The sequence below is a fragment of the Marinomonas sp. A3A genome (assembly GCF_018336955.1).
In the GTDB taxonomy this organism is placed as follows: Bacteria; Pseudomonadota; Gammaproteobacteria; order Pseudomonadales; family Marinomonadaceae; genus Marinomonas; species Marinomonas lutimaris.
This window is the reverse complement of record NZ_CP025532.1, coordinates 393609-416595: the sequence shown is the minus strand read 5'-3', so window position 1 is coordinate 416595 and position 22987 is coordinate 393609. Positions and strand designations below refer to the sequence as shown.

The window sequence follows — 22987 nt, the reverse complement described above, 5'->3', positions numbered from 1 at the left end:
TGGTCATTTTGACTGATCCCAACCTACTACTCTTTGCGTAACTAAGGCATGACTCATAAAAAAACACATTTACCCGAAAAAATTTGTCCCGTCTGCCAGCGTCCATTTGCCTGGCGTAAAAAATGGGAAAGGGATTGGCCGCAGGTAAAATACTGCTCTGAACGCTGCAAACGCCAAGCAAAAAAAGAAGCGGAGTAATCCACCTCTTTCTATATTAGGTTTGCTGAATTCACTTAAAGAGCTAACTTTCTAAGAGATGGTTTCCTGAAGCTGCATTGAAAGCGCTTTTGTTTCTAGTGTTCGTTCATTAAGGCGCTTTAGTCGCTCATTTACTTCCACCGCCAATTTACCGATATTGATTTGTTTGACGGAGTTTTCGTTAACGAGTTGGTTAATTTCATTCACTTCGCTACAGATTTCAGCCAGAGATTCGCCCGCTTTATTGGTTAGCTCAAAGGTGTTTTGTACCGACTGAACACTGCCATCTATGTTGTTAACCGCTTCTGTCACGCCCTTTTGAAGGCTTTCAATCATGGCTTGAATATCTTGAGTGGATTGTTGGGTTTTGCTAGCAAGATTGCGAACCTCATCGGCGACGACAGCGAAGCCTCGGCCTTGCTCACCTGCACGAGCCGCTTCAATGGCGGCATTAAGCGCCAACAGATTTGTTTGGTCCGCAATACTTCGAATCACATCCAACACGGAGGAGATTTGCGCCGAATTATTAGAAAGCCGATTAATCACTTCCGAAGTAGAGGTAACTTGGTGAGTGAGCTCTTGTAGAACACCTTCAGCCAATTGCAAATTTTGCAGACCTTGATTGCCATCGTCCACCAAGGTCCCTACCTTTTGAGCGATGATGTTGGTATTGGCAGCTACACCTTGGATGAGTGGAGCACTATGTTGGCGATGTTCTAGAATTTCCGACAGATCTTTTTCCTGCTTATTGGCAATCTGACTCAGCGCGTCAATTTTACTCTGCAATGATGCTGCGTGCGGTTCAGTTAGCGGCAGATTTTCATGTTTAGGAAGTGTTAATTGATGAAGGACATTATCGATCCAAAGTGATAAATCATCGACCTTCGTCGGTAAAGCTAATTGATTATCATCTTTTAAGTACTTAGCCACCCCAGCGACAATAGACTGATGCATCTGGTGTTGATAGCGGTACATCTTTAGATAACAAAAAGCGAAAAATATTGCTAATGCTGTGAGTGACCAGATCAGAATTAAACTAATACCCGTTGTCATAAAATCTGTCAGCGTGAGCTGTACCGTAAAAGCGATGGCAATCAGTGTTTCGGCAATCAGCAACCCAATAAATTGCACTTTCTGTCTAGCATCCATGATGAGTTCCTATTTTTATTTTTGTGAACAATGCTTTTAATGAATTTAATCAGACCACAAAACAGATTAAATCAATAATTGTTTATTCGATAACCAATTTCAATTTTGAGATAGCTACTTGAGACATACAGACCTTTCCACACTAAGTATTTAGCTTTACCGACTCTCCCTTTTTCTATTGTCTTTACTGACACTTCTAGTAAAAAACGCAAATTTCACAGTGTTTACTGACTCTCTATGCTGAGTTAATCAACTTTCCTACGGGTAATTTTGTTTTACAGTAACACTATCAACAAGCGCTTCTCAGGAGCTAATTATGTCTACTTACACAAATGGTGTTTCGCTAAAAGCAAAGCGTTATAACGACAAACTGTTACTTAATATGAAGACATCAGGTCACCCAAGTGACATGGATTTCGAAAACATCACACCTCAGTTAGAAGCTGCGATTTATTCTATTCATTCGCCCTATGCCGCTTTGCTGGTCGATATTAGTGAGTTTGAAGGCTGGAGCATGAGAAGCGCTTGGTCGGAATTTTTGCTAAGTCAGCGACTGGGCGGTGAATTCAATCGCATTGCCATCTACGGGAAAAGCCGTTGGCAGAATAGACTCATTCGTGTGATTAGCTGGTTTATCTCTGCAGACATTAAGGTGTTCAAGCGTAAGAAAGAAGCCACCGACTGGGTTATGGCTTCTTAAGTCCGTCTTGGACGGTTGGACTTAACAAACCCTTTATAAGTACAGCAGTAGATTACTAATATCAGAGATGTAAGCGGCTCCACTAATCCATTTTAAACAATATTAAATGAGCAGATTTATGCTCAAAAATAACCTTTTAAAGGTATTTTTGAGCAATTAGCTTCTCATAAAATACTTTTAATGACTATAATGAGCAAAATTATGCGCATACAGGCATTCGATGAAAACACTTACTATCCAAGCTCTGACTCAACAACAATGGCGCGATATCGCTATACTACAACTACTCACCCCTGAAAAAGGGATAGCTAGCCCGAGTCGCCTTGGTTATGAGTTTGAATATTCCGTCGAGTGGTTAGATCTTAATGATGAGCGTGCTTGCAGCTTAATGCTACCCGTGCAAATTATGATTGAGCATGAAGCCGATCATTGGTTTGGCTTTTTAGAAGATATTGTTCCTGCTGGTGCAGCCCGTCGATATTTAATCGACTTATGGGGACTTCAAGCCCTTTCTTCTGGTGAACAAGACACTGCCTTATTGGAGAAAGGTACTATTGCGCCAATTGGCAATTTGAGAATAAAAGAGTCTCTCCCCACCTTACCAGCTGATTCCACTCTTCATCTTCGAAAATTCACTTTAAATGATGTGGTCGAACGCGACTCTAGCTTTTTAGAATATGCTCAAGAGATGGGAGCCATTAGTGGGGGTGCAACGGGCGCAGGGGGCGAAGCCCCCAAACTGTTAGTGCGTTGCTCAGCACAAGAAGAAATTTGGATTGATACGTTTCAAGAGCAACATGATATTGCTGATGCTCATTATCTGGTGAAGTTCCCACGTGGTCGCAAGACACGAGATGACTGCGATATTCTACGAGCGGAGTACCATTTCTACCATGAATTAACAGATATGGAATTTAATACGATCAGCACAGGGAACATGAAGCTACTAGAAGGGAGCCGATACCCTTCTCTTTGGCTTCCAAGGTTTGATACTCATTGGAATGAATTCAACTGGGAACGCTATGGTTTGGAATCTATTTTTTCTGTATTAAACAAACCTGCTGGGAGCTACCTTAATCATTTTGAGGTCATCCGTTCTGTTTGTAACTTATTACAAAAGCAGTCAACAGAGTTTGATACAGAAGCATTTGTTTGCGAATGGCTAAGCCGCGACTTGCTCAATATCGCTTTCGGCAATTCTGATAATCATGGTCGTAATACTGCCCTACTGAAAAAGCCTAGCGATATTTGGTTATCACCCATTTATGACTTTGCACCAATGAAAGTAGATCCTGAAGGTATCACTAGAACCACAAAATGGGGATCACCATTTGAAGAAGGCGGAGAGTATCGCTGGCAAGCCATTACAGAAGAGCTTAATGATTTATGCCCGTGTGACACTTCATTCTCAGCACTAAAACAAACCGCAAGCAAGCTTATTGGTTTACAACAACGTCTGGAAGCGAGAGGGGTGCCTGAACATATTTTAGAGGTTATTCAAGTTAAATGGTTAGAAACGAAACTAGCACGTTGGGATCTTTTATGAACATGACAGCTTCCGAACGCCAAGCTTTATTAGTGGAGCTTCTACAACAGCACATGTTGGGGAAACTCACCCAAGGACAAATGTTAAAACGCCTTCGCAAGGAGGTACTGGGCTTTTCCCAAACTCGCTATGCAGAGTTAGTTGGAGTGAGCCGTCGTACCTTGACGGATATCGAACAAGACAAAGGCAGCCAAGTACAGAGTATTATCGACAAGGTATTCAAGCCTCTGGGAATGAAATCTGGACTAACGCCAATTCATCCTCATGTCGCGAAGCATATAATGGCTGGCGCTCAGCTTGATGGCGACTTAAAGGTGAAATAATATTATGGAGCTCTAGTTTCATAATTAATCAAGCTAATCAAAACCCTACTTTATCCACTCAGCTAAACGTGCTGACTCCGGCCACCAAGTAAAGGCGGTTAGCCAAGCCTCTGCACTTGGGCTTATCCAATAGCCCACAGCACAACCGAATACTAACAGAAGCGACGTCAGCGGCTCGCCCCAGTCGGTGAGCTTCAGCGCAGTACCAAACGAGCGCTTGATACGCATTCCTGAGAGTTCAATACTGTATAACTCGTCTAATGTAAGATGGATTGTCGCGCCTAGGAATATGAAGCCACCAATGCCCCAAGCGGTTTTCGCTTCAAGTGCGAATAAGTGGTAAGCGATAGGCACTGAAAGAGCGGTAAACATGAGGTTAGCAAGCAGACTGTGCAGCGTGCCTCGATGTACGGTGAATTTTTCAAATATTTGTTGTACTGGAAAGCGCACGACTAGGTAGCTGACTATCGCTAAGACGAGTATTTGCCAATGAAGTAGTTTGTCCATCCCAAATGCAATGGCGAGACCTGCGACCAATGCGCCAAACAGTCGAAACACCAATCGAATCGCGGCGGAGTCATCAGCGTCAATATCAGGCAGCAAACCACCCAGCGTTCCAGCCAAGGCGTAAAGAATGGCTTCATTCATGTTGGCAACCCCCATAATAAAAGTGCTTGCTGCCAATGGTGCGCTCAGTATGGCAGCCACAGTAACGTGAGTTTTAAAGTCGGCCATTTGATGTTGCCCTTATTGCGATAATCTAAAGTAAGATGTTGTTTTATATATAATTAAAGGTTATTTGGCGCATACTACAGGAATTGAGTAACAGGATTAAAGGCTGTCAAATGTAAAGGAATCATAAACTTCCAGCCGTTTTTGTTTATACTTAGCCCACTGTGGGCGAGAGTGCCTGATTTAATTGATTAAGAGACAATAAATGGCAAAACGTAAACAAGGTATATTCGGCAGGATTTGGTTTGTTGTATGGCGTTTTTTGCTATTTCTCGTTCTCGTCATATTGTTGTTTCGGTTTGTGCCGCCACCAACAACGGCGTTTATGTTGCAAAGCCCTTATCCAGTGACTCAAGATTGGATCAGCATTGATAAGCTGCCTTCTTACATGCCGTTGGCAGTGGTTGGTTCCGAAGATCAGCGCTTTCCTGAGCACTTCGGTGTCGATTTATCTGCCATCAGCAAGGCGCTAAGCCAATACGATGATGGCGACGGTCTTCGTGGTGCTAGTACGATTACGCAGCAAACTGCAAAGAATCTCTTTCTCTGGTCGGGCCGTAGCTTTGTTCGTAAAGGTCTAGAAGCGGGCTTAGCGATGAGTCTTGAAACGCTTTGGGGTAAAAAACGTATTCTCGAAGTGTATTTAAATATCGCAGAATTCGGCAAAGGTATTTACGGTGTAGAAGCCGCAAGCCAGCATTACTTTGGTCGATCCGCTAGCAAACTGACTTTAGAGCAAGCCGCACGATTGGCTGTGTTATTACCAAGTCCACGCAAACGAGACCCTAATCATTTAACCCCTTACCTTCGCCAACGAGTCGACTGGATTGAACGCCAAATGCAGCAGCTTGGCCCAGACCATTTAAAGCCGATTCTGGAATAGAAAGCACCAGTAGCACACTATTTTTTAAGGGTTCTACTCTTCTTTAAGTGCTAGAATCCGCCTATTCCGATTAGGTTTTACTTTAAAGGCAGGCTATGACCGTTCTTCTGATGACTCCACCCATGACGCAATTAAATACGCCGTATCCAGCGACGGCATATTTGACGGGCTTTTTGCGCTCTCGGGGCTATGAGGCGGTGCAGCGAGACCCTGCCATTGAGCTGTTTCTTGAGATGATGACGGCCCCCGCTCTGGATATTATCCGTCAGCATGTGGAAGACAACTTCGAGTCATTTGAAGACGATGAACTACCCGATGCGGTGTTTTGTTTCTTAGCAGAATTTGACCGCTATCGCCTTTGTGTCGAACCGGTTATTCGCTTTTTGCAGGGCAAAGATTCCAGCCTTGCCCTGCGTATCACTTCTCGCCGTTTCCTACCCGAAGGCCCAGCATTCGATGCCATTGCCCAAATGGAAGCCGTATCAGGTGATATTCTGAAAACGGCTTTTGGTCAGCTTGGCGTGCAAGACAAAGCCAAGTATCTCGCGACCCTGTTTATCAACGATTTGTCTGCGGTCATCACGCAAGGCGTTGACCCGTATTTTGAGGTCAGCCGTTATGGCGAACGTCTGGCGGCAGCTAACCCAAGTTTTGATGATCTCTACAATACGCTGATGGGCGAGCCGAGCTTCAGTTCAGAAATTCTCGAGCAATTGGTAGAGCAATATCTGGAAGAAACTCAACCCAGCGTTGTCGCTTTAACCGTGCCTTTCCCCGGCAATATGCTAGGTGCGTTACGTATTGCGCAAACTTGCAAAGACATTAATCCAGACCTGCCAGTGGTATTGGGTGGTGGTTTTATTAATACCGAGCTACTTGTTGACTATTATGCTTTCCGTTCGACAACACTGTAAATCCTAATCTATACACCTATTACCTTTCATCTATAACCGATGATGCTTGGGAAATGTTCTCTGACATCGTTTTCAGTAGCTGATATTTACGCTCTTCTAATGTCTCTATTTGATGATCGATAGATTGTAGCAGTGACTGTTGAGCGCTGAGTGTTTCTTCACAAAATTCAGCGCCTTCTACTAGCCTCATGCATTCGGGGAAAGTACGTATATCTTTGAGATTGAAACCAAAAGAAATCAAACGCTGAATTTGCCTTACCTGAGTAATCGCTTCTATCGAAAAAAAACGATAGCCATTATCTCCACGATAGCATGTTAATACGCCCTCTTCTTCATAGTGTCGAATAGATCTCACACTGACACCTGATCGCTTAGCTAAATTGCCAATAGTGATCGTTCCTGTTGGTTTTCTGTTTTGCATAGAATACTCAAATTTTACGTTGACTCTCACATTAGTGTTAGGGTTTAGACTGCGTTTTTAATCTTAAACTAAGGATATATCTTATGATAAAAATCGCACGTAAGCTCGCTTTGAGTAGCTTACTCTACTCGTTTTTCTTAATGTTTTTTACTCCATTGGCTTTCGCTAGTGATCAGAATTATAAAGTGGTTTCTGCCGATGGCGTATCTCTTGCTGTACAAGAATCTGGGGCTCCAGAAGGAATACCTATCATTTTTGTTCACGGTCTGCTTGGCAGCCATTTAAGCTGGAGTTCGCAAATTAATGACCCTCAGCTGGCAAAAAACCGTTTAATTACATTTGATCTTCGTGGTCATGGATTATCTGATCAACCTGAGGCAATCGAATCATATCAAAATGGTCGTTTATGGGGCGATGATTTAGCCGCAGTGATTGAGTCGGTTAAAACCACATCACCACAAAAGCCAATATTAGTTGGCTGGTCTCTAGGGGGATCTGTCATCAGTAGCTATTTAGCAACCTATGGCGACTCTCATATCGCGGGTGTTATGTATGTTGGTGGAGTGATTGAGTTAGCGGCTGGACAAATCACACCTCATCCAAAGACTTATAGTGGTATGGCAGATGAAGACCTAAAAACACATCTTGAAGCTGAACGTCACTTCATACGCTTATGCTTTAATACACAACCTGATACCGAGACTTTTGAGCTTTTATTGGCCAATGCTGCGACAGCATCTTTTAACATGCAAAAAACCGTTCCAAGTATGAATGTGGATGTTGTGAATGGCCTAGGCAAGCTAACCAAACCTTTTCTTTTAATTTATGGCGCTCATGATGCTTTGGTTAACCCCAACGCATCTCTACAGAGAGTTAAAGAGCTTAATTCTACTAGTCAGAGCAAAATATATGAAAACTCAGGACACTCTCCATTTTTTGAAGAAAGCACTCGATTTAACAACGATATAATTAATTTTATTAACAACACAATGAATAAAAATTAAAAAAAAATAGTTTCTGAAAAATGCCCATAGTATCAACATGCCGCTATGGGCAGCCCCAATTCTACCTTCATTAGGAAACGTCTTAATTCATAATCCTTGAACTAAAGAACAGCTAGAAAAACAGCATTTAAAAAAGGTTGGAACTCTTTTTAAATGCTAGAATCCGCCTATTCCGATTAGGTTTTACTTTAAAGGCAGGCTATGACCGTTCTTCTGATGACTCCACCCATGACGCAATTAAATACGCCGTATCCAGCGACGGCGTATTTGACGGGCTTTTTGCGCTCTCGGGGCTATGAGGCGGTGCAGCGAGACCCTGCCATTGAGCTGTTTCTTGAGATGATGACGGCCCCCGCTCTGGATATTATCCGTCAGCATGTGGAAGACAACTTCGAGTCATTTGAAGACGATGAACTACCCGATGCGGTGTTTTGTTTCTTAGCAGAATTTGACCGCTATCGCCTTTGTGTCGAACCGGTTATTCGCTTTTTACAAGGCAAAGATTCCAGCCTTGCTTTACGCATTACTTCACGCCGTTTCCTACCCGAAGGCCCAGCATTCGATGCCATTGCCCAAATGGAAGCCGTATCAGGTGATATTCTGAAAACGGCTTTTGGTCAGCTTGGCGTGCAAGACAAAGCGAAGTATTTAGCGACTTTGTTTATCAATGATTTGTCAGCGGTGATTACCCAAGGCGTCGACCCGTATTTTGAAGTCAGTCGCTATGGCGAACGTCTCGCCGCAGCGAACCCAAGTTTTGATGATCTCTACAATACGCTGATGGGCGAGCCTAGCTTCAGTTCTGAGATTCTAGAACAATTAGTCGAGCAATATCTGGAAGAAACTCAACCCAGCGTTGTCGCTTTAACCGTGCCTTTCCCCGGCAATATGCTAGGTGCGTTACGTATTGCGCAAACCTGTAAAGCCATTAATCCTGATCTGCCTGTGGTGCTTGGCGGTGGCTTTATCAACACAGAGCTACGGGCACTAAAAGACCCTCGCGTATTCGAGTTTGTGGACTTTATTTGTCTGGACGATGGCGAACGCCCGTTTATGACGCTATTGGAATTCTTTGATGGTAAGCGTGAAATAGACGAGTTAGTACGTACTTACTTCCTCGCAGAAGACGAAAATGGCGAGCCATTCGTTCACTATAACGAAAACGCGGAACTGCACGATATTCCTCAAACCGATGTGGGAACACCAATTTACGATGGTCTGCCATTAAGCGAATACTTGTCCTTATGTGAAATGCTCAACCCAATGCATCGTATTTGGAGCGATGGCCGCTGGAACAAGCTGACCATAGCCCACGGCTGTTACTGGCGAAAATGCAGCTTTTGCGATGTGACACTGGATTATATCGATCGTTACGATGCAGCAGGGGCGGATATCTTGGTGGATCGGATTGAAGAATTGATTGCTGAAACCGGACAAACAGGCTTCCATTTTGTCGATGAAGCCGCGCCGCCAAAGGCGCTGTTTGCTTTAGCAAAACGCTTAATCGAACGCGGTGTCGTGATCAGTTGGTGGGGCAATATTCGTTTTGAAAAAACCTTCACACCAGAGCGCTGTCAGTTATTGGCGGATTCTGGTTGTATCGCCGTCAGTGGTGGTCTTGAGGTCGCATCCGATCGATTACTCAAACTGATGAAAAAAGGTGTTAGCGTCGAGCAAGTGGCACGAGTCACCAAAGCCTTCAGCGATGCGGGTATTCTGGTTCATTCTTACCTGATGTATGGCTTCCCGACACAAACCGAGCAAGAAACCATTGATGCCCTAGAAATGGTACGACAAATGATGGCTCAAGAATGTTTCCAATCGGCGTTTTGGCACAGATTCGCTGCTACGGCGCACAGCCCAATTGGTATTAATCCCGAAGAGTACGGCATCACGCTTGCTGAACGTCCCGATATTTTGTTCGCAGAAAACGATGTGGATTTCACCGATCCAACGGGAACCGATCACGACATGCTTGGCGACGGACTGCGAAAAGCACTCTACAACTTCATGCACGGCATTGGGTTTGATCAACCAATGGACTTTTGGTTTGATAAACCAGTGAAACCGACTTTAGTAAAACCGAATTTGATATCTAAAGCCTTGAACGACCTGATTGTTAGTAGTTAAACCTCATTATTAAAGTAATTGAGCTGAACGAAAATACGAATATTTGTTTAGCTCATAGTTACTGTAATACATCCTTATCCTTCGCTAGAAGTAGCAACATTCATATTGTAATATGTGCGCTGATGTCAGGAAGTCGATGTGGCTAAATCCCCCCCAACTTAGCCAACGCCCCTGATTACATATTTAAACGTCACCCTACTCTTTATGAGTGCACCTAATAGGAATTTTTATGGCTTTCGATTATGGATCGATTGATCTTGGTTTAAAGAACCCTTTTAAAAAAGAAGGCGCAGTTACTGCGCTACGAGGCATTGTTCAATTAGCCTTAGGAATATACTTACTTATTGACTCAGTGAGTTATGTTCAGACAAGCAAAATTGCGGGGTGGATTTTTGTTTTCTTTGGTGCGTTTCTTTTAGCTGGTGGCCTTAATGCTCTTGGCAAAGGTATATACGCAATGTTGCGTTACTTTGTCGGCCGAAATCATCCTACTTCTCTTGCTTATAACTTCAGTAAATCTGAATCTAGTACTGCTCAAGAAGAAGCTAATACTGTCGCATACTCTCGTCAATCGATTGAAGAAATGCTCATCGGTCGTAAAAATAGTTCTTTTGTTGAACCAATTGGCTTTTTGGCTCGCTTGCTTCATAGCTTTATGCCTAAGCTATTATTCATGCCTTACCCTATACGAAACCTTATGCAACGCCTATTTGGTGCCTGGGTCAAAACACTTATTGCCATAGTTGCTTATGCTTTTGTCGCATTTGTTTCTCTGTCTGGACTAATTGGCGAATCAGGCAATACAGTATTTCCAATCTATTCTGTTGCCTTACTGTTTTATATTATTTCAGTATGGCGTAAAGCGTCTAAACCATTAAATCGTCGAGCAGAATTAAATATTGAGTCTCTTGGCACAGGTACTATTGTTAAAGTGATTATCTGGTCACTGCTATTACCAGTGGCGATTTCTATTGGTTTAGAGTGGTCGCTAGGCAGTTCGAATACTTCACAGTCAAAGTTAAATACTTTTATTGCCGCTCTACCAGCATTACATACTTATCTATACTTAATCGGTGTTTTTACTATATCAACATTAGGTACCGGATTAATCGCTGTAATGCTCACTAAGCGATTAAAAAATACTACCCCCACAACCGAAGTTTCTGAGCTTCGTGAAAACTGGCAGGAGTCTGTTCACCCAAACGAAATATTTATCAATCTAGATAATCTTGTCATGGCAAACCGCCGTTATAAAGAAGTTCCTAACCGCGTTTACCAAGAGCTTGACCCTAAACTTAACGAGCAAGTTGAAGGTAAAGGAGACTTCAGTGGAAAATTGATTCAGGAAATACAACCTCGCTATAAACCAATGAACCTAGGTGGCAGCTTCAATATTTCCCGTATGGTTGCATTGATATCAGGAAATGTGCTCTTTATCATCGCCAGCTTATTCAGTTTTTTACTCGCTTATGTCACATTTGATCTTTACCAAGCAAGCCAGCTAATCTCTGCATCTAGTTTAGAAAAGGTGACGAGAGCAGCTGGATTTAACCTGTTTATCGATACACTTTATAGTGCGATACATCTTGTACTTATAGCAATGATTGCTAAGTCATTTGCCCGATTACTAACTACCGCCGCACATATTTTTTTCGCAGAATTACAATTTGAATCCTTACTCATTTACTTCAAATGTGAAGGTACTTTCACTGAGTCAAAAATATCCACAGGAACAGGGATTCATGACAGTACTCGCTCTGAAAATACGTTAGTTAGGAGCAGCATTACACCCTGGGTTATTGTCTCTCGTATCGTATCCACCACGTTTGCCGCAACGGGTATGCGTAACTTAGAGCACCCAAGATACATACAAGAAATGCATAAAGATGATGCAGAACTAGCTTCTATTAGAGCGGATGTCATCGGGTTCTTAAAAGATCGAGAATCAATAGCCTCTATAACCAGTGCACGAGATTTAGGTAATGCATCCCAAATTCACCAGCTTAATCAACAAACTCGAGCATACTCTGATGCTCCACAAACAGCTTTAACCATGGACGAACAAGCCGCTGGGGTCCTGCAAAAAGAAGAAGAACCAGAAAAATAGTCATATTAAATAAAAACGGCCATTAAATGGTCGTCCCTGAATAATGGCGTTTCAGGCAAGAAGCGCCATACGACTTTTAGGTCTTTCCATTCGCCACGGCGCACAGTCCGATTGGCATTAAATTCGTAGACAGCTCCGCCATACTTTCAGATTTCTGGCTGTAAGAAGCTGTCAGAGCGAGGTTTATTGGATTGACGCTCGTGAAAGAATATATACATTGCCAATACAAACAACACGACAGCCAGCCCGCAGATCAATAGATATACATTTGATAAACTGCCAGTCGCATCATAAATCATCCCCGCCAAGACATTGCCTAGAGCACCACCAAGTCCGAACGTTACCATGCCAATACCGTTGATCTGCATGGTCGCTTTGGAAGAATATTGTTTGCTTATCCAGCCTGCAATAATGCCCCAAATAGGGAAATACATCATGCCGTAGCCAAAGCCTGCAAGCATAACAAACTGCTCAGGACGATAAGTGAAAGCTAACAAGCCTAAAGCAAAAACGCCAAAAATAACCAAAAGCGTAACACTAGGACCTTTTTTATCTGCCAATTTGCCAACAAAGAAGCCCGCGATCATGCCTGTTACGCCAATAACCCCCCAAGTATATCCGCCCAATGCTGGCGGTAGTGATAACTCCGCCAAATAGGTATTCAGCCAAGTCGTAAAAGTAATGGTTGAAGCGCCCACTAGTAACAAAATCAAGCAAGCAAGAAAAGCGGTGCGTTCACGCAATACGGTTTTAAACAACTGCCGTGTGCCCATTGCGAAAGTAACATCAATGTCTTGATCCTGTGACTGAGATCGAACGCTTTTAAGCAATCTAAAGGTGACTACCAAGGTAATCAGTCCAAGTACCGATGCAGCCATCCAACCGCTTCGCCATCCCAATAGTGGAACAATCAGTAAAATGATCAAACCATTAACACTGTAACCCCAAGCAGTACCGCTTGAAGCAATAGACAGGTTGGTTGCGGTTCGATCTGGGCGACCATAGCGAGTAACCAATTCCACAATCGCCCCCCAACTAATCGCCGCACTCGCCGCCATAACGGTGAGGACAAAAATCATAATGGTCGTATTATCTAGCCACGCCATGGTAAACAGCAAAGACGTAGTTAAAGTACCAGTGATCAATAATAAGCGACCTGAATCTAAACGCGGGCCAATCACTCCCAATAACATGGCGCCTACAAGATAAGACACTTGGGTTAACGCACCAGCAAGAGCGAGATGCCAGCTATTTATATCAACAGAACCTTGCATCATTGGCACTAATGCCGCAAACAAGAAAACACCAAAGCCATGACTGATAACCTGATTAAAGCCGAATGTTATTGGAATACGCATCACAAACCCCTTGCTTCAATACCTTTGAAAGGCATGGACGAAAAACGATCAATGTCGCCATATTAGGAGCTTGCTTTTATTCGGTAAATCGATAAATATTCAACTCTATGTTCAACTTTATTGAAGTCTAAACGATGCGTGATTTACCGATAAATTTACTTCGCACTTTTATGGTGGTGGCTGAGACGCTAAACCTGACTGAGGCCGCCAAACAACTGCACAAGGCGCCATCGACAATCAGCATGCAGCTCAATCGTTTGGAAAATTTAATCGCCAACCCACTTATGGAACGTGGTCAACATGGTGTGCGATTAACTGCTGTCGGAGAGCAATTAAAAGCGCATGCTCAACAGCTTTTAAACTTGCATGATCAAATTATGGGCTCGTTTCAGAATATGGACATCAGCGGTGTGGTTCGGCTGGGAACTCATGATCAATACGCCAGCCGCACGCTTGCTCCACTTTTGCAGGACTTCATTTTGAGCTATCCGGAAGCAGAACTAGAAGCGGTTTGTGATTATCGTCCAGATTATTTGCTAGAGCTTTTGGACAAAGGCAAGCTTGATATTGCTTTAGTTGAAATGCTGGCTGACACCGAAGGCGGCGTCCGATTACGCCGTGACGAATTGGTTTGGATTGGGCCAAAAAATCATTTTGTTCATACCCAAAGCGTACTGCCCTTGGTGGTATTTGCAGAGGGTTGTAAACACCGTCAATTTGCCTGTGAAGCACTCGACAATGCCAAGATTCCTTATCGAATAGCCTTTACCAGCCAAAGCCGCTCAGGTGTCCTAGCTGCGGTTCGTGCTGGCGTGGGAATTGGTATTGTTCCCTACCATACTTTAGAAGATGATTTGGCTATTTATCAGGATTTGCCCTCTCTTCCAGACATGGAAGTGACGCTTTTCACATCGCCAAAAGCCAATGAGGCAACTCGACGTTTAGAAAAAATCATTGTCGAAAACTCAATATTTAATCCACTAATGATAGGAGCCAGATACTAAGGTAATAAGCGCGATATAACGAATGCACGGCATCGGTTTTGATCAACCAATGGACTTTTGGTTTGATAAACCAGTTAAGCGTACCTTGGTAAAAAAGGATTTGATTTCAAAAGCCTTGAACGACCTGACTGTTGGTAATTAATAGGCATTGAACACTGTCATTAAAGTTGCCTCAAATCGTTACACGTTACAGTGTTTATTGAGTAGTGCTCACAATTTGACGTTAAAATTTATCTGTCATATTACGAAATAAATCCGCACCAGGTAGCTGACTGGCAATGCCACATAACCAAAGGTAGGCTCGATGCATTGGGTAACCGCGAAAAATCCAACGCTTTCTGAGTTGGTTATAATTCATTAAAAACTCTTTTTTATACTCTGTCATTGGTTGCTCACACCCAGTTAACCAAGCTTTGTAAACACCAGATAAATCCGCTCCCCGCATAATGCGTTTTAACCAATTGGGAAAACGGGAAAAGGTTATAGCCGATTGATAGTCAATAATATAAGGCTGACCATCTTCCCCTACAAGAATGTTCCCAAGGTTCCGCAGATCCAAATGCACTAAACCACGACGGTGCATTTCAGACACTCTATGCTCTAATTGATGAAAAAATGATTTAGGCAGTTTTTTATTCTGTTTTTTGAGCGTTCGCAAAGGAGTCCCTTCGATGAAAGAGTACGCTATGCTGATGTTAGACAGACGATGAAATTGATCACTCACGCCACTCATTCCATTGAGGCGCTCTAAAGCTTTGTATTCTTGACCAATAAATAAGCGGGCAAACGTTCTTCTCACAAACCATGGGCTGTGTTGAAAGTCCTTAATGACAAAATCAAAAGAATCGTCTTTATAACGGTATACAATTGCATTAGCAAAGCGGCCTTTATGAAGCACACTAACTTTATTGCTATGGAACGAATGTTCGGGAAAGCATTCGCTTAACTGCGAAACCAAAACCTGCTCTTTCATCAACAACACCTGTACTAGTCGCCATTTAGATAGCTACCCTAACAAACGTCAGTTTTATGAAATAGAGATGAACAAAAGTCTCACGTTTCATTACGCTTTTATTTCAAAATATGCAGTAAAATAGTGAAAAAAGAATGAAATAACACTTTTTTCGAGTTAAAAATATTTAAGAAATTATTAACTGTCATATCAACTAAAAAATGGCATCCATAAGAGATATCGACGTCTTTATTTTTCAGCTTTTTGACAAATCATAGGTTGCCATTTACATAGATCGGAACGGCTCACAGTCTGATAATCTATCAATTGGATGCCAGTGTGTTACCCTGTTTAGACTATGGCTGGACTCTAGGAGAGTTGTATTGTTTAAACCAAACTATTATTTATTGATCACTGCTGCTTTAGTTTTGTTGGTTATTATGACCAGTAATGTCTATTTTCAGCTTGCTTGGGCATGGTTTGCCCTGTCATTTTTCACTGTCAGTCTTGCCTACCTTCTAAATAAACCCACTATTTTTCGTAAACGCTCCGATGGCACTGTACCCGTTTATATTCGCTGGGTATTTATGCCGTTTTTGTGGAGTACACAACTTTATAATAGCTGGGCGAGAAGTACTGATTCTGTTCCTGCATTACAAAAAATAGACGAAGGTTTATATCTTGCGAGGCGTTTGTTTCCTTCCGATATTCACCAAATTAAAAGCGAGAACATCAGTGCTGTATTAGATGTGACAGCCGAGTTCAGCTCTTTAAATTGGATGTCTTATCAAGCCGATGTCGATTATTTAAACGTGCCTATTCTTGATCATTCAGTTCCTTCCGATACGCAAATACATCGTGCGCTAAACTGGATACATACGCACCGTAAAACAGGGCGTTCAGTTGTTGTGCATTGTGCTTTGGGCCGTGGCCGCTCGGTGTTTATGATGGCGGCGTATTTGCTAAGCCAGAATCCCAAATCATCACCCAGTGACATCATGGATAAAATTCGTGAAATACGCCAAACAGCGCGTTTAAATAAACGCCAGTTTAAGTATTTGAAACGCGCCTTGGATAACAAGCTTTTGATAGTACAGAACTCCGCTTGGTTGATCGCTAATCCTGTGTCTGGTACCCGTCAATGGGAAGAGCAGCAAGACGTCATCCTTCGTTATTTATCTGCCTATTTTGATGTCACAGTGAAAACCACAACACCAGAAGTGAATGGTACTGATCTAGCCCAAGAAGCCGTTAAAGCCTCGCCAGATATGATCATTGCCTGTGGTGGCGACGGCACAGTCACCGAAGTCGCCGCCACAATGGTTGGAACAAACATTAAGCTGGGCATTATTCCATTTGGTACCGCCAATGCGTTAAGTCATGTGCTCTGCGGCACTATGTCGAAAATTGCCCCGTTGGAAACCATTTGCTTGAATTTAATTGATGGCTGCGAGCAACGTATCGACACAGCAACCTGTAACGGCGAATTAATGCTATTACTTGCGGGGGTTGGCTTTGAGCAGCAAATGATCGAAAAAGCTGATCGCAGCAAAAAGAATACCAGTGGTCAGCTCGCCTATTTGAAAGGTTTGTGGGAAGCCATCGGCCAAAATGAGGTTCATGAATTTACTATTCAGCTAAATGACGATGAGCCGTTTACCATCAAAACTCCGAGTTTAACTATTGCTAATGCCGCGCCTATCACCACTTTGTTAGCACAAGGCAAAGGTGTGCCTAATATTATGGATGGCGAATTGGATTTAACTTGGTTGGACCCAGAGCGAATGCAAATATTGAACTTGGCGGAATTAGCCATGCTTGGTATGGGCGACAGGAACGAAGACAACGACTTACCAGAAGGCAACAACGGCATCTTTCATCGTTCAGCACAGCGTGTCACAGTGGATATTAGCCAAGTTGGTCATTATGTGGTGGATGGTGAAGAACGCGAAGCAGAGAAGCTAGAAGTCGTTGTCAGGCCTAAATCATTGAGCGTTATCGTGCCGGAGTCGGTGGTTAGCTAACACCTCAGCCGCCAAAGATAGACACAATACTTCGTTGTTCATTCTTTAATAACCTGAACCCCAGATTCATCCTTTCACCAAGATTTAAAACAGAGCCTAACTTTCATTAGGCTCTGTTTTTTGGTGCCATCCCCCTACAAATAATAACAATTATCGTTATAATCAAGCTCTTTTATGCGAAGCCTTTTTAACCACTCACACGAGTTACTGACTTCAGGACAAGGTTAAAAGATAGGGAACTCTAGATTCAATGACGTTACATATAGAAAACACAGACATCGTTAATCAAAGACATACAAACTGGCGAGACAGTCAAAATTACTACGGAAGAGTCAGCCGTACACTGCATTGGGTTACGGCGGCACTCGTCATATTACAATTCTCAATCGTGTTAGCATGGCGTGGCACAGGGAAAAACACTTTTACCCTATTCCTAGACAGCATAGGTCCACACGGATCATTAGGATTATTGATTTTAATAGTCACCTTGATTCGTCTAGGATGGACATGGGTAAATAGAAAGCAACGTCCGCCTCAGGCACAAGGTATTGGAGGGAAATTAGCGCGCCTCGTGCATGCCTCTTTTTATGCGTTACTGCTTTTTTTGCCCGTTTTTGCACTACTACGTGAGTATGGTGAAGGCTATGAAATACGCTTATACGGCATGATAATACTTCCCGAAATGGAGCGTAACATCACTTGGATGGTGGCACCTGCCAATCTGTTACACAGCCCTATGTCATGGCTACTTTTTGCCTTAGTCATCGGCCATATTTCCATGGCACTGATTCATCGTTTTTGGTTCAAAGATAAGGTTTTGGCACGTATGACAGGACGACACTCAGCCAACTAAAAAAGCCAGCATTCACTCCTATTGAGTCAATGCTGGCTTTTTGCTTAGTACTTTTTTAGATCAAAACTAAGAGACCGTATTCCAAGGTAATTGCCCAGGCGCTGCATCAACGAAGTTGAAGTACTGCTCTAGCTGGTCAATCAAGTCTCGTATTACTTCATCTTGGCTGCAGCCATAAAGTTCATAACCCAGAGCACCATTGCGAATATACACATCGGCCTGCCAATGAGTATTGTATTTCGAGTTCTCACTGTGCGCTTCTGGTATTTCATGCTCTGTGGCCACCACTTGGTAGTAGAAATCCAATTTTTCGTCACGCTCTAGCTGGAAGGTCACACCGTTTTCCTCTCGAGTGATATTGGCTTTCCAACCATGAGTCGCCAGCTCTTTTTGCACTTCTTCCATAGCTGGTTCCACTACGTCTTTAATAAAGTGTGTCACCTTGGCTTCACCAGGAAATTTAAACAAAGTACTTAAACGTTTGCGCCAGCTGCCTTCATTACTGAATGCTCGACCCGGTGTCGCTGCGGCTTCCACTGCTGCGCCACGATGTCCTTCGATTACCAAGGCTCGCCATAAACCAAGTGCGGCTAACAACATGATGATGGCAAAAGGCAATGCTGCTAAAATACTCATGGTTTGCAATGCGCCTAAACCGCCAGCCAATAACAAGGTTGCAGCAATGATCCCCTCAAGAGATGCCCAAAACACGCGTTGCCAAATTGGTGTTTCTAATGCTCCACCAGAAGCCAATGAGTCGACCACTAAGGAACCCGAATCCGAAGAGGTAACAAAGAAGGTGATAATCAAAAAGACGGTAATAACAGATAAAAAAGTAGACCAAGGCAACAAATCATAGAACTGAAACAATGCAACCGAGTGATCCGCTTGCACTTCGCCAATCAATACATCCTTGCCCTGCTCCATAATCAAATACAGCGCGGTATCACCAAAAATAGCGAACCATAGGAAGGTAAATAATGTCGGAACGGCAAGCACGCCAAAAATAAACTGACGGATAGTACGACCACGGCTGATCTTGGCAATAAACAAACCGACAAATGGTGCCCAAGCGATGGTCCACGCGAAGATGAATAGCGTCCAGTTACCAATCCAATCACTTTGCGTATAAGCCTGTAGATTAAAGGTACGCTCGACAATATTACTGAGATACGAGCCGGTGTTTTGTACGAAGGCATCAAGAATGTGAATACTTGGGCCAACGAAAAACACAATCACCATAATGAATACAGCCAGTCCCATATTCAAAATCGAAAGGTTTTTCACCCCCTTATCCATCCCTGCAACCACAGAACCAATTGCGGCGAGCGTGATTAAACCAATGGCAGTGATCTGAACCGTGGTATTAATTGGAACGTCTTCCCAAAGGTAATGCAAACCTGCATTGATCTGCGTAACCGATAACCCAAGCGTAGTAGCCAAACCAAACAAGGTACCGAGGATGGCAAACACATCGACAATATGACCAATAGGCCCATAAATACGATCACCAATCAGAGGGTAAAGTGCGGAACGCACAGACAATGGCAAACCATGACGGAAAGCAAAATAGGCAAGAACCAGACCCATCAGGCCGTAAATACCCCAAATATGTAAGCCCCAATGGAAGTAGGCAATTTGCATCGCTTCGCGAGCAGCACCGATTGTCTCGGCGGTAGCGTTAGGCGGTTGGGAGAAATGTAAGACAGGTTCAGCCACACCAAAGAACAATAAAGCAATACCGTAACCAGCGGAAAATAACATCGCAAACCAAGCCGGAAAACTGTATTCAGGATCTCCGTGGTCTGGGCCTAAGCGAATATTGCCCCAACGACTGAATCCGATACAAACAAGAAATACGAGAAAAATCGCGGTAGCCAGCATATAGAACCAGCCAAAGGTCTTAGTCACCCAAGCCAATGCGCTTTGAAATACTTCCCCTGCAAGCTCTGGATTACTTAGAGTTCCAACGATAAGAAATAGGGTAACGATAACGGTTGGAATAAATACAGGTAGCAAAATTGCACCCGTTGCCGTCTTTTGTGAATTGGTCATAAAGGCTCCTCCTCTATGTATACTCTGACAAAAGCTGACAATAATTGCAATAAATGATTAGATGTCTAAACATTAACAAGCATAAATGAACCCGCTAAATAGACACAAAAAAGCCAGTGTTACCCCCTAATCTGGCAACACTGGCTTTTGAATTAACACTGTTTCACGGCTATCTTTCTCCTCTTTTACCTTGATCTCGATACACTTTTATCTTGATCTCGATACACTTTTATCTTGATCTCGATGGACGAGAATGTCACCAATCAACAAATTAAGATTAAACCTACTTCAAGTACGGATGATTAATGCTGAGCCGCTACTTGCAATGCTTTCATCTCGTCGTGGCACTCTTTCATTCTAACTTTCACACGGCGTAGAGTAACTTCACAGTCTTGCGTTTGATTTCTCTCTAACGCAAGGTCAAGCTCCTCGAGCACCTTGTCTTCCACTTCTTCTAGCTGATCAACGTAAGTAAAAGCGGTAGATTCGCTGGAAAGTTTAGATATCAATTTGGTGTAAGACTGGCGCGCTTTCACCAAATTATTCGTGTCTGTTTCTACTTCACCTTGCTGATCGACAGCGAATGGCTGCAGCTCTGCAACGGCCTCAGATTTAGCACCGATCATGCGATCAAAAAAAGCGTTATAAGTACTGTCATCTAGTTTGGTTTTCGCTTCTTGGTAGAATTCAATACCTCCGTTCATCACTTTAATAATATCTGTAATGTGGTGGGCATGTGCAGTTTGATTTTGCATATCTTCCTCCTAAGCTAAATTGTTCTAGTTAACGTTTCTTTTATTTCGTGTTCCTACATACATACTTGGCGATGGCAGGATGAAAAACAACCGTCTTTCTGTGGATGCACTTAGACTGCATGTTTTCTGCACTAAGTAGAGACTCCCTTACAAAGTCTTTTTTTCTTATAAAAAATTAAGACCTAACCCTGATCTAACGCAGTTCTTACCCTCTTCATCTGTGCCACTATGACCTCATAGCATTGCGTCTAATTAAATCAAAAGATGGAGTTTGTTATGAAAGCAGCTGTAGCCAGTAAATTTGGTGCCATTCTAAAAATTGAGGATGTGGCTAAACCTAACATTGAACCACATCAAGTACTCGTAAAGATTCATGCTTGTGGCGTTTGCCATACGGATTTACATGCTTGTCATGGAGATTGGCCTGTTAAACCGACTCTACCCTTTATCCCAGGTCACGAAGGCGTTGGCGAGATAGTCGAAGTCGGCAGCGCAGTAAAGCATTTGGTCTTGGGAGATCGAGTCGGCATTCCTTGGTTGTACAGCGCCTGCGGACATTGTGAATATTGCTTAACAGGCAACGAAAACTTATGTCTTTCACAGCAAAACGCAGGTTACTCCGTCGATGGTGGTTACGCGGAATATTGCGCGGCTCATGCGGAATATGTGGTTAAAGTTCCTGAAGGCTTGGGTTATGTTGAAGCGGCGCCGTTATTCTGTGCTGGTGTGACGACTTATAAAGCACTCAAAGTCTCCGGTGCAAAACCTGGTGATTGGGTCGCTCTGTTTGGTATTGGCGGCTTAGGCCATTTAGCCGTGCAATACGCCGTTGCCATGGGGTTTCGAGTGGTTGCTGTCGATACGGGTGAAGCCAAACGTGACTTGGCGATGTCATTAGGTGCAGAATATTTCTTCGATTTCAAAACCGACGATGTCGTAAAAGAAATTCTAGACACAACCTCAGGTGTTCATGCCACCGTTTGTACTGCTGTCAGCAAAGCGGGCTTCAGACAGAGCTATGACGTGATTCGTCGTGGCGGTAAATGTGTCTTGGTAGGTTTGCCGCCAGAAGACATGCCATTGCCTATTTTCAACACAGTGCTTAATGGCGTCAGTGTCGTTGGCTCCATCGTCGGTACTCGTAAAGATCTGGAAGAGTGCTTGGAATTTGCCGCCCGCGGTAAGGTCAAAGCGATTATCGCCGAAAAAACACTGGACGATATTAATGAAATCTTTGCCGACATGGAAAAAGGCGACATTACAGGCCGTATCGTAATGACCTTGTAATTTCTCGTTTTACACCTGTTTTTAAAGTACCAAAGCCAACCCATAACGGTTGGCTTTTTATTGTCTGTGTCTTCTATGAAATACAGCCATTACACTGGCAACCGCGTTGAGGCTTTCAATTCTCGTAAAGAAATATTCGAAGCGATAGCAGACACTCCAGGTAGCTTTCTCAGAACTTGATCCACAAAGCGACTGTAATCGTCTAAATCTTTGGCAACCACTTGCAACAAAAAATCTGCCGCGCCCGTGGTGTTGTGGCAGGATAAAACATTGTCGCAACGTTGGATCATTTGTTCGAAGGTTTGTGTGGTTTCAGCATCATGTTGATTGCAGGTCAGCTGCACAAACGCCATCACGCCAAAACCTAATTTACGTCGATCAAGATTTGCCTGATAGTCAGTTATAATGCCCTCTTCCTCCAGCCGCTTTAATCGTCTCCAACAGGGCGTTTCACTCAACGAAAGCTCACTGGCTAATTTTGCGTTAGTCAGCTTACCATCTTGCTGCATACGTCGAACAATATCAGTGTCTACCTTATCCAAAGCCACCATTGAAATATCCCCCTCTTATTAACCTCATATCTGAAATAATA

At 43.3% G+C, this 22987-nt stretch carries 21 protein-coding genes; 13 read left to right on the top strand and 8 right to left on the bottom strand.

Translation table 11 applies throughout. The features are described from left to right. Window positions 1-48: 48 nt before the first annotated feature. Entirely contained in the window at window positions 49-198 is a 150-nt protein-coding gene (locus CYL31_RS01830; RefSeq protein ID WP_212917302.1) for a DUF2256 domain-containing protein, read from the top strand. A gap of 51 nt (window positions 199-249) precedes the next feature. Here CYL31_RS01830 and CYL31_RS20790 read toward each other — a convergent pair whose 3' ends face one another. Next, window positions 250-1347 (bottom strand): methyl-accepting chemotaxis protein, encoded by a 1098-nt coding sequence (locus CYL31_RS20790; RefSeq protein ID WP_283248213.1) that lies wholly within the window; start codon window positions 1345-1347, stop codon window positions 250-252. Window positions 1348-1663: 316 nt separating this feature from the next. Here CYL31_RS20790 and CYL31_RS01820 point away from each other — a divergent pair, with 316 nt between their 5' ends. The 3 genes from CYL31_RS01820 (at window position 1664) to CYL31_RS01810 (ending at window position 3916) form a co-directional block, all read left to right on the top strand. Then, window positions 1664-2047 (top strand): SpoIIAA family protein, encoded by a 384-nt coding sequence (locus CYL31_RS01820; RefSeq protein WP_212917301.1) that lies wholly within the window; start codon window positions 1664-1666, stop codon window positions 2045-2047. Window positions 2048-2267: 220 nt separating this feature from the next. Further along, window positions 2268-3593 carry a type II toxin-antitoxin system HipA family toxin gene (locus CYL31_RS01815; RefSeq protein WP_212917300.1) on the top strand — a complete coding sequence of 442 codons (1326 nt, stop codon included), beginning with the start codon at window positions 2268-2270 and terminating at the stop codon, window positions 3591-3593. After that, on the top strand, window positions 3590-3916 hold the full coding sequence (locus tag CYL31_RS01810) for a helix-turn-helix transcriptional regulator (RefSeq protein ID WP_212917299.1): 327 nt from the start codon (window positions 3590-3592) through the stop codon (window positions 3914-3916). Before CYL31_RS01815 ends, CYL31_RS01810 begins: the two co-directional genes overlap by 4 nt. Before the next feature lie 45 nt (window positions 3917-3961). Here CYL31_RS01810 and CYL31_RS01805 read toward each other — a convergent pair whose 3' ends face one another. Further along, window positions 3962-4651: a metal-dependent hydrolase gene (locus CYL31_RS01805; RefSeq protein ID WP_212917298.1), complete on the bottom strand. Its 690-nt coding sequence runs from the start codon at window positions 4649-4651 to the stop codon at window positions 3962-3964. Between the two features lie 202 nt (window positions 4652-4853). On the opposite strand from CYL31_RS01805, the gene mtgA reads away from it, so the two are divergent. Continuing rightward, complete coding sequence (gene mtgA / locus CYL31_RS01800) at window positions 4854-5531, top strand: monofunctional biosynthetic peptidoglycan transglycosylase (protein ID WP_212917297.1); 678 nt, start codon at window positions 4854-4856, stop codon at window positions 5529-5531. 95 nt (window positions 5532-5626) lie between these two features. After that, window positions 5627-6445, top strand: a complete 819-nt coding sequence (locus tag CYL31_RS01795) for a cobalamin B12-binding domain-containing protein (RefSeq protein ID WP_249411661.1) — start codon at window positions 5627-5629, stop codon at window positions 6443-6445. 19 nt (window positions 6446-6464) lie between these two features. Here the strand turns inward: CYL31_RS01795 and CYL31_RS01790 are convergent, their stop codons facing one another. Continuing rightward, window positions 6465-6866 carry a MerR family transcriptional regulator gene (locus CYL31_RS01790; protein WP_114412064.1) on the bottom strand — a complete coding sequence of 134 codons (402 nt, stop codon included), beginning with the start codon at window positions 6864-6866 and terminating at the stop codon, window positions 6465-6467. A gap of 83 nt (window positions 6867-6949) precedes the next feature. Between CYL31_RS01790 and CYL31_RS01785 the strand changes: the two genes are divergently transcribed. The 3 genes from CYL31_RS01785 (at window position 6950) to CYL31_RS01775 (ending at window position 12107) form a co-directional block, all read left to right on the top strand. Beyond that, window positions 6950-7870, top strand: a complete 921-nt coding sequence (locus CYL31_RS01785) for an alpha/beta fold hydrolase (protein WP_212917296.1) — start codon at window positions 6950-6952, stop codon at window positions 7868-7870. Between the two features lie 201 nt (window positions 7871-8071). Continuing rightward, window positions 8072-10000, top strand: a complete 1929-nt coding sequence (locus CYL31_RS01780) for a B12-binding domain-containing radical SAM protein (protein WP_212917295.1) — start codon at window positions 8072-8074, stop codon at window positions 9998-10000. 229 nt (window positions 10001-10229) lie between these two features. Beyond that, window positions 10230-12107, top strand: a complete 1878-nt coding sequence (locus tag CYL31_RS01775) for a hypothetical protein (protein ID WP_212917294.1) — start codon at window positions 10230-10232, stop codon at window positions 12105-12107. Between the two features lie 146 nt (window positions 12108-12253). Here the strand turns inward: CYL31_RS01775 and CYL31_RS01770 are convergent, their stop codons facing one another. Further along, on the bottom strand, window positions 12254-13465 hold the full coding sequence (locus CYL31_RS01770) for an MFS transporter (protein ID WP_212917293.1): 1212 nt from the start codon (window positions 13463-13465) through the stop codon (window positions 12254-12256). 134 nt (window positions 13466-13599) lie between these two features. Here CYL31_RS01770 and CYL31_RS01765 point away from each other — a divergent pair, with 134 nt between their 5' ends. Further along, complete coding sequence (locus tag CYL31_RS01765) at window positions 13600-14469, top strand: LysR family transcriptional regulator (RefSeq protein ID WP_212917292.1); 870 nt, start codon at window positions 13600-13602, stop codon at window positions 14467-14469. A 223-nt stretch (window positions 14470-14692) separates the two neighbouring features. Here the strand turns inward: CYL31_RS01765 and CYL31_RS01760 are convergent, their stop codons facing one another. After that, window positions 14693-15442 (bottom strand): RIO1 family regulatory kinase/ATPase domain-containing protein, encoded by a 750-nt coding sequence (locus CYL31_RS01760; protein WP_212917291.1) that lies wholly within the window; start codon window positions 15440-15442, stop codon window positions 14693-14695. A 362-nt stretch (window positions 15443-15804) separates the two neighbouring features. Between CYL31_RS01760 and CYL31_RS01755 the strand changes: the two genes are divergently transcribed. Then, a complete protein-coding gene (locus CYL31_RS01755; protein WP_212917290.1) occupies window positions 15805-17445 on the top strand; it encodes a diacylglycerol kinase family protein in 1641 nt (546 codons plus the stop codon). A gap of 250 nt (window positions 17446-17695) precedes the next feature. Continuing rightward, complete coding sequence (locus tag CYL31_RS01750) at window positions 17696-18298, top strand: cytochrome b (RefSeq protein ID WP_212917289.1); 603 nt, start codon at window positions 17696-17698, stop codon at window positions 18296-18298. 66 nt (window positions 18299-18364) lie between these two features. Here CYL31_RS01750 and CYL31_RS01745 read toward each other — a convergent pair whose 3' ends face one another. Further along, window positions 18365-20353, bottom strand: a complete 1989-nt coding sequence (locus tag CYL31_RS01745; protein ID WP_212917288.1) for a BCCT family transporter — start codon at window positions 20351-20353, stop codon at window positions 18365-18367. 302 nt (window positions 20354-20655) lie between these two features. Continuing rightward, complete coding sequence (locus CYL31_RS01740) at window positions 20656-21108, bottom strand: PA2169 family four-helix-bundle protein (protein ID WP_212917287.1); 453 nt, start codon at window positions 21106-21108, stop codon at window positions 20656-20658. Between the two features lie 276 nt (window positions 21109-21384). On the opposite strand from CYL31_RS01740, the gene adhP reads away from it, so the two are divergent. Continuing rightward, window positions 21385-22395, top strand: coding sequence for an alcohol dehydrogenase AdhP (gene adhP / locus CYL31_RS01735; protein ID WP_212917286.1), 1011 nt, complete (start codon window positions 21385-21387; stop codon window positions 22393-22395). 89 nt (window positions 22396-22484) lie between these two features. Here the strand turns inward: adhP and CYL31_RS01730 are convergent, their stop codons facing one another. Further along, complete coding sequence (locus CYL31_RS01730; RefSeq protein WP_212917285.1) at window positions 22485-22946, bottom strand: Lrp/AsnC family transcriptional regulator; 462 nt, start codon at window positions 22944-22946, stop codon at window positions 22485-22487. Between the last annotated feature and the right edge of the window lie 41 nt (window positions 22947-22987).

Excerpts from the sequence above, each read along its gene's own strand:
- CYL31_RS01830 (WP_212917302.1), top strand. The coding sequence starts at position 49 with ATGACTCATAAAAAAACACATTTACCCGAAAAAATTTGTCCCGTCTGC.
- CYL31_RS20790 (WP_283248213.1), bottom strand. The coding sequence starts at position 1,347 with ATGGATGCTAGACAGAAAGTGCAATTTATTGGGTTGCTGATTGCCGAA.
- CYL31_RS01820 (WP_212917301.1), top strand. The coding sequence starts at position 1,664 with ATGTCTACTTACACAAATGGTGTTTCGCTAAAAGCAAAGCGTTATAAC.
- CYL31_RS01815 (WP_212917300.1), top strand. The coding sequence starts at position 2,268 with ATGAAAACACTTACTATCCAAGCTCTGACTCAACAACAATGGCGCGAT.
- CYL31_RS01810 (WP_212917299.1), top strand. The coding sequence starts at position 3,590 with ATGAACATGACAGCTTCCGAACGCCAAGCTTTATTAGTGGAGCTTCTA.
- CYL31_RS01805 (WP_212917298.1), bottom strand. The coding sequence starts at position 4,651 with ATGGCCGACTTTAAAACTCACGTTACTGTGGCTGCCATACTGAGCGCA.
- mtgA (WP_212917297.1), top strand. The coding sequence starts at position 4,854 with ATGGCAAAACGTAAACAAGGTATATTCGGCAGGATTTGGTTTGTTGTA.
- CYL31_RS01795 (WP_249411661.1), top strand. The coding sequence starts at position 5,627 with ATGACCGTTCTTCTGATGACTCCACCCATGACGCAATTAAATACGCCG.
- CYL31_RS01790 (WP_114412064.1), bottom strand. The coding sequence starts at position 6,866 with ATGCAAAACAGAAAACCAACAGGAACGATCACTATTGGCAATTTAGCT.
- CYL31_RS01785 (WP_212917296.1), top strand. The coding sequence starts at position 6,950 with ATGATAAAAATCGCACGTAAGCTCGCTTTGAGTAGCTTACTCTACTCG.
- CYL31_RS01780 (WP_212917295.1), top strand. The coding sequence starts at position 8,072 with ATGACCGTTCTTCTGATGACTCCACCCATGACGCAATTAAATACGCCG.
- CYL31_RS01775 (WP_212917294.1), top strand. The coding sequence starts at position 10,230 with ATGGCTTTCGATTATGGATCGATTGATCTTGGTTTAAAGAACCCTTTT.
- CYL31_RS01770 (WP_212917293.1), bottom strand. The coding sequence starts at position 13,465 with ATGCGTATTCCAATAACATTCGGCTTTAATCAGGTTATCAGTCATGGC.
- CYL31_RS01765 (WP_212917292.1), top strand. The coding sequence starts at position 13,600 with ATGCGTGATTTACCGATAAATTTACTTCGCACTTTTATGGTGGTGGCT.
- CYL31_RS01760 (WP_212917291.1), bottom strand. The coding sequence starts at position 15,442 with ATGAAAGAGCAGGTTTTGGTTTCGCAGTTAAGCGAATGCTTTCCCGAA.
- CYL31_RS01750 (WP_212917289.1), top strand. The coding sequence starts at position 17,696 with ATGACGTTACATATAGAAAACACAGACATCGTTAATCAAAGACATACA.
- CYL31_RS01745 (WP_212917288.1), bottom strand. The coding sequence starts at position 20,353 with ATGACCAATTCACAAAAGACGGCAACGGGTGCAATTTTGCTACCTGTA.
- CYL31_RS01740 (WP_212917287.1), bottom strand. The coding sequence starts at position 21,108 with ATGCAAAATCAAACTGCACATGCCCACCACATTACAGATATTATTAAA.
- adhP (WP_212917286.1), top strand. The coding sequence starts at position 21,385 with ATGAAAGCAGCTGTAGCCAGTAAATTTGGTGCCATTCTAAAAATTGAG.
- CYL31_RS01730 (WP_212917285.1), bottom strand. The coding sequence starts at position 22,946 with ATGGTGGCTTTGGATAAGGTAGACACTGATATTGTTCGACGTATGCAG.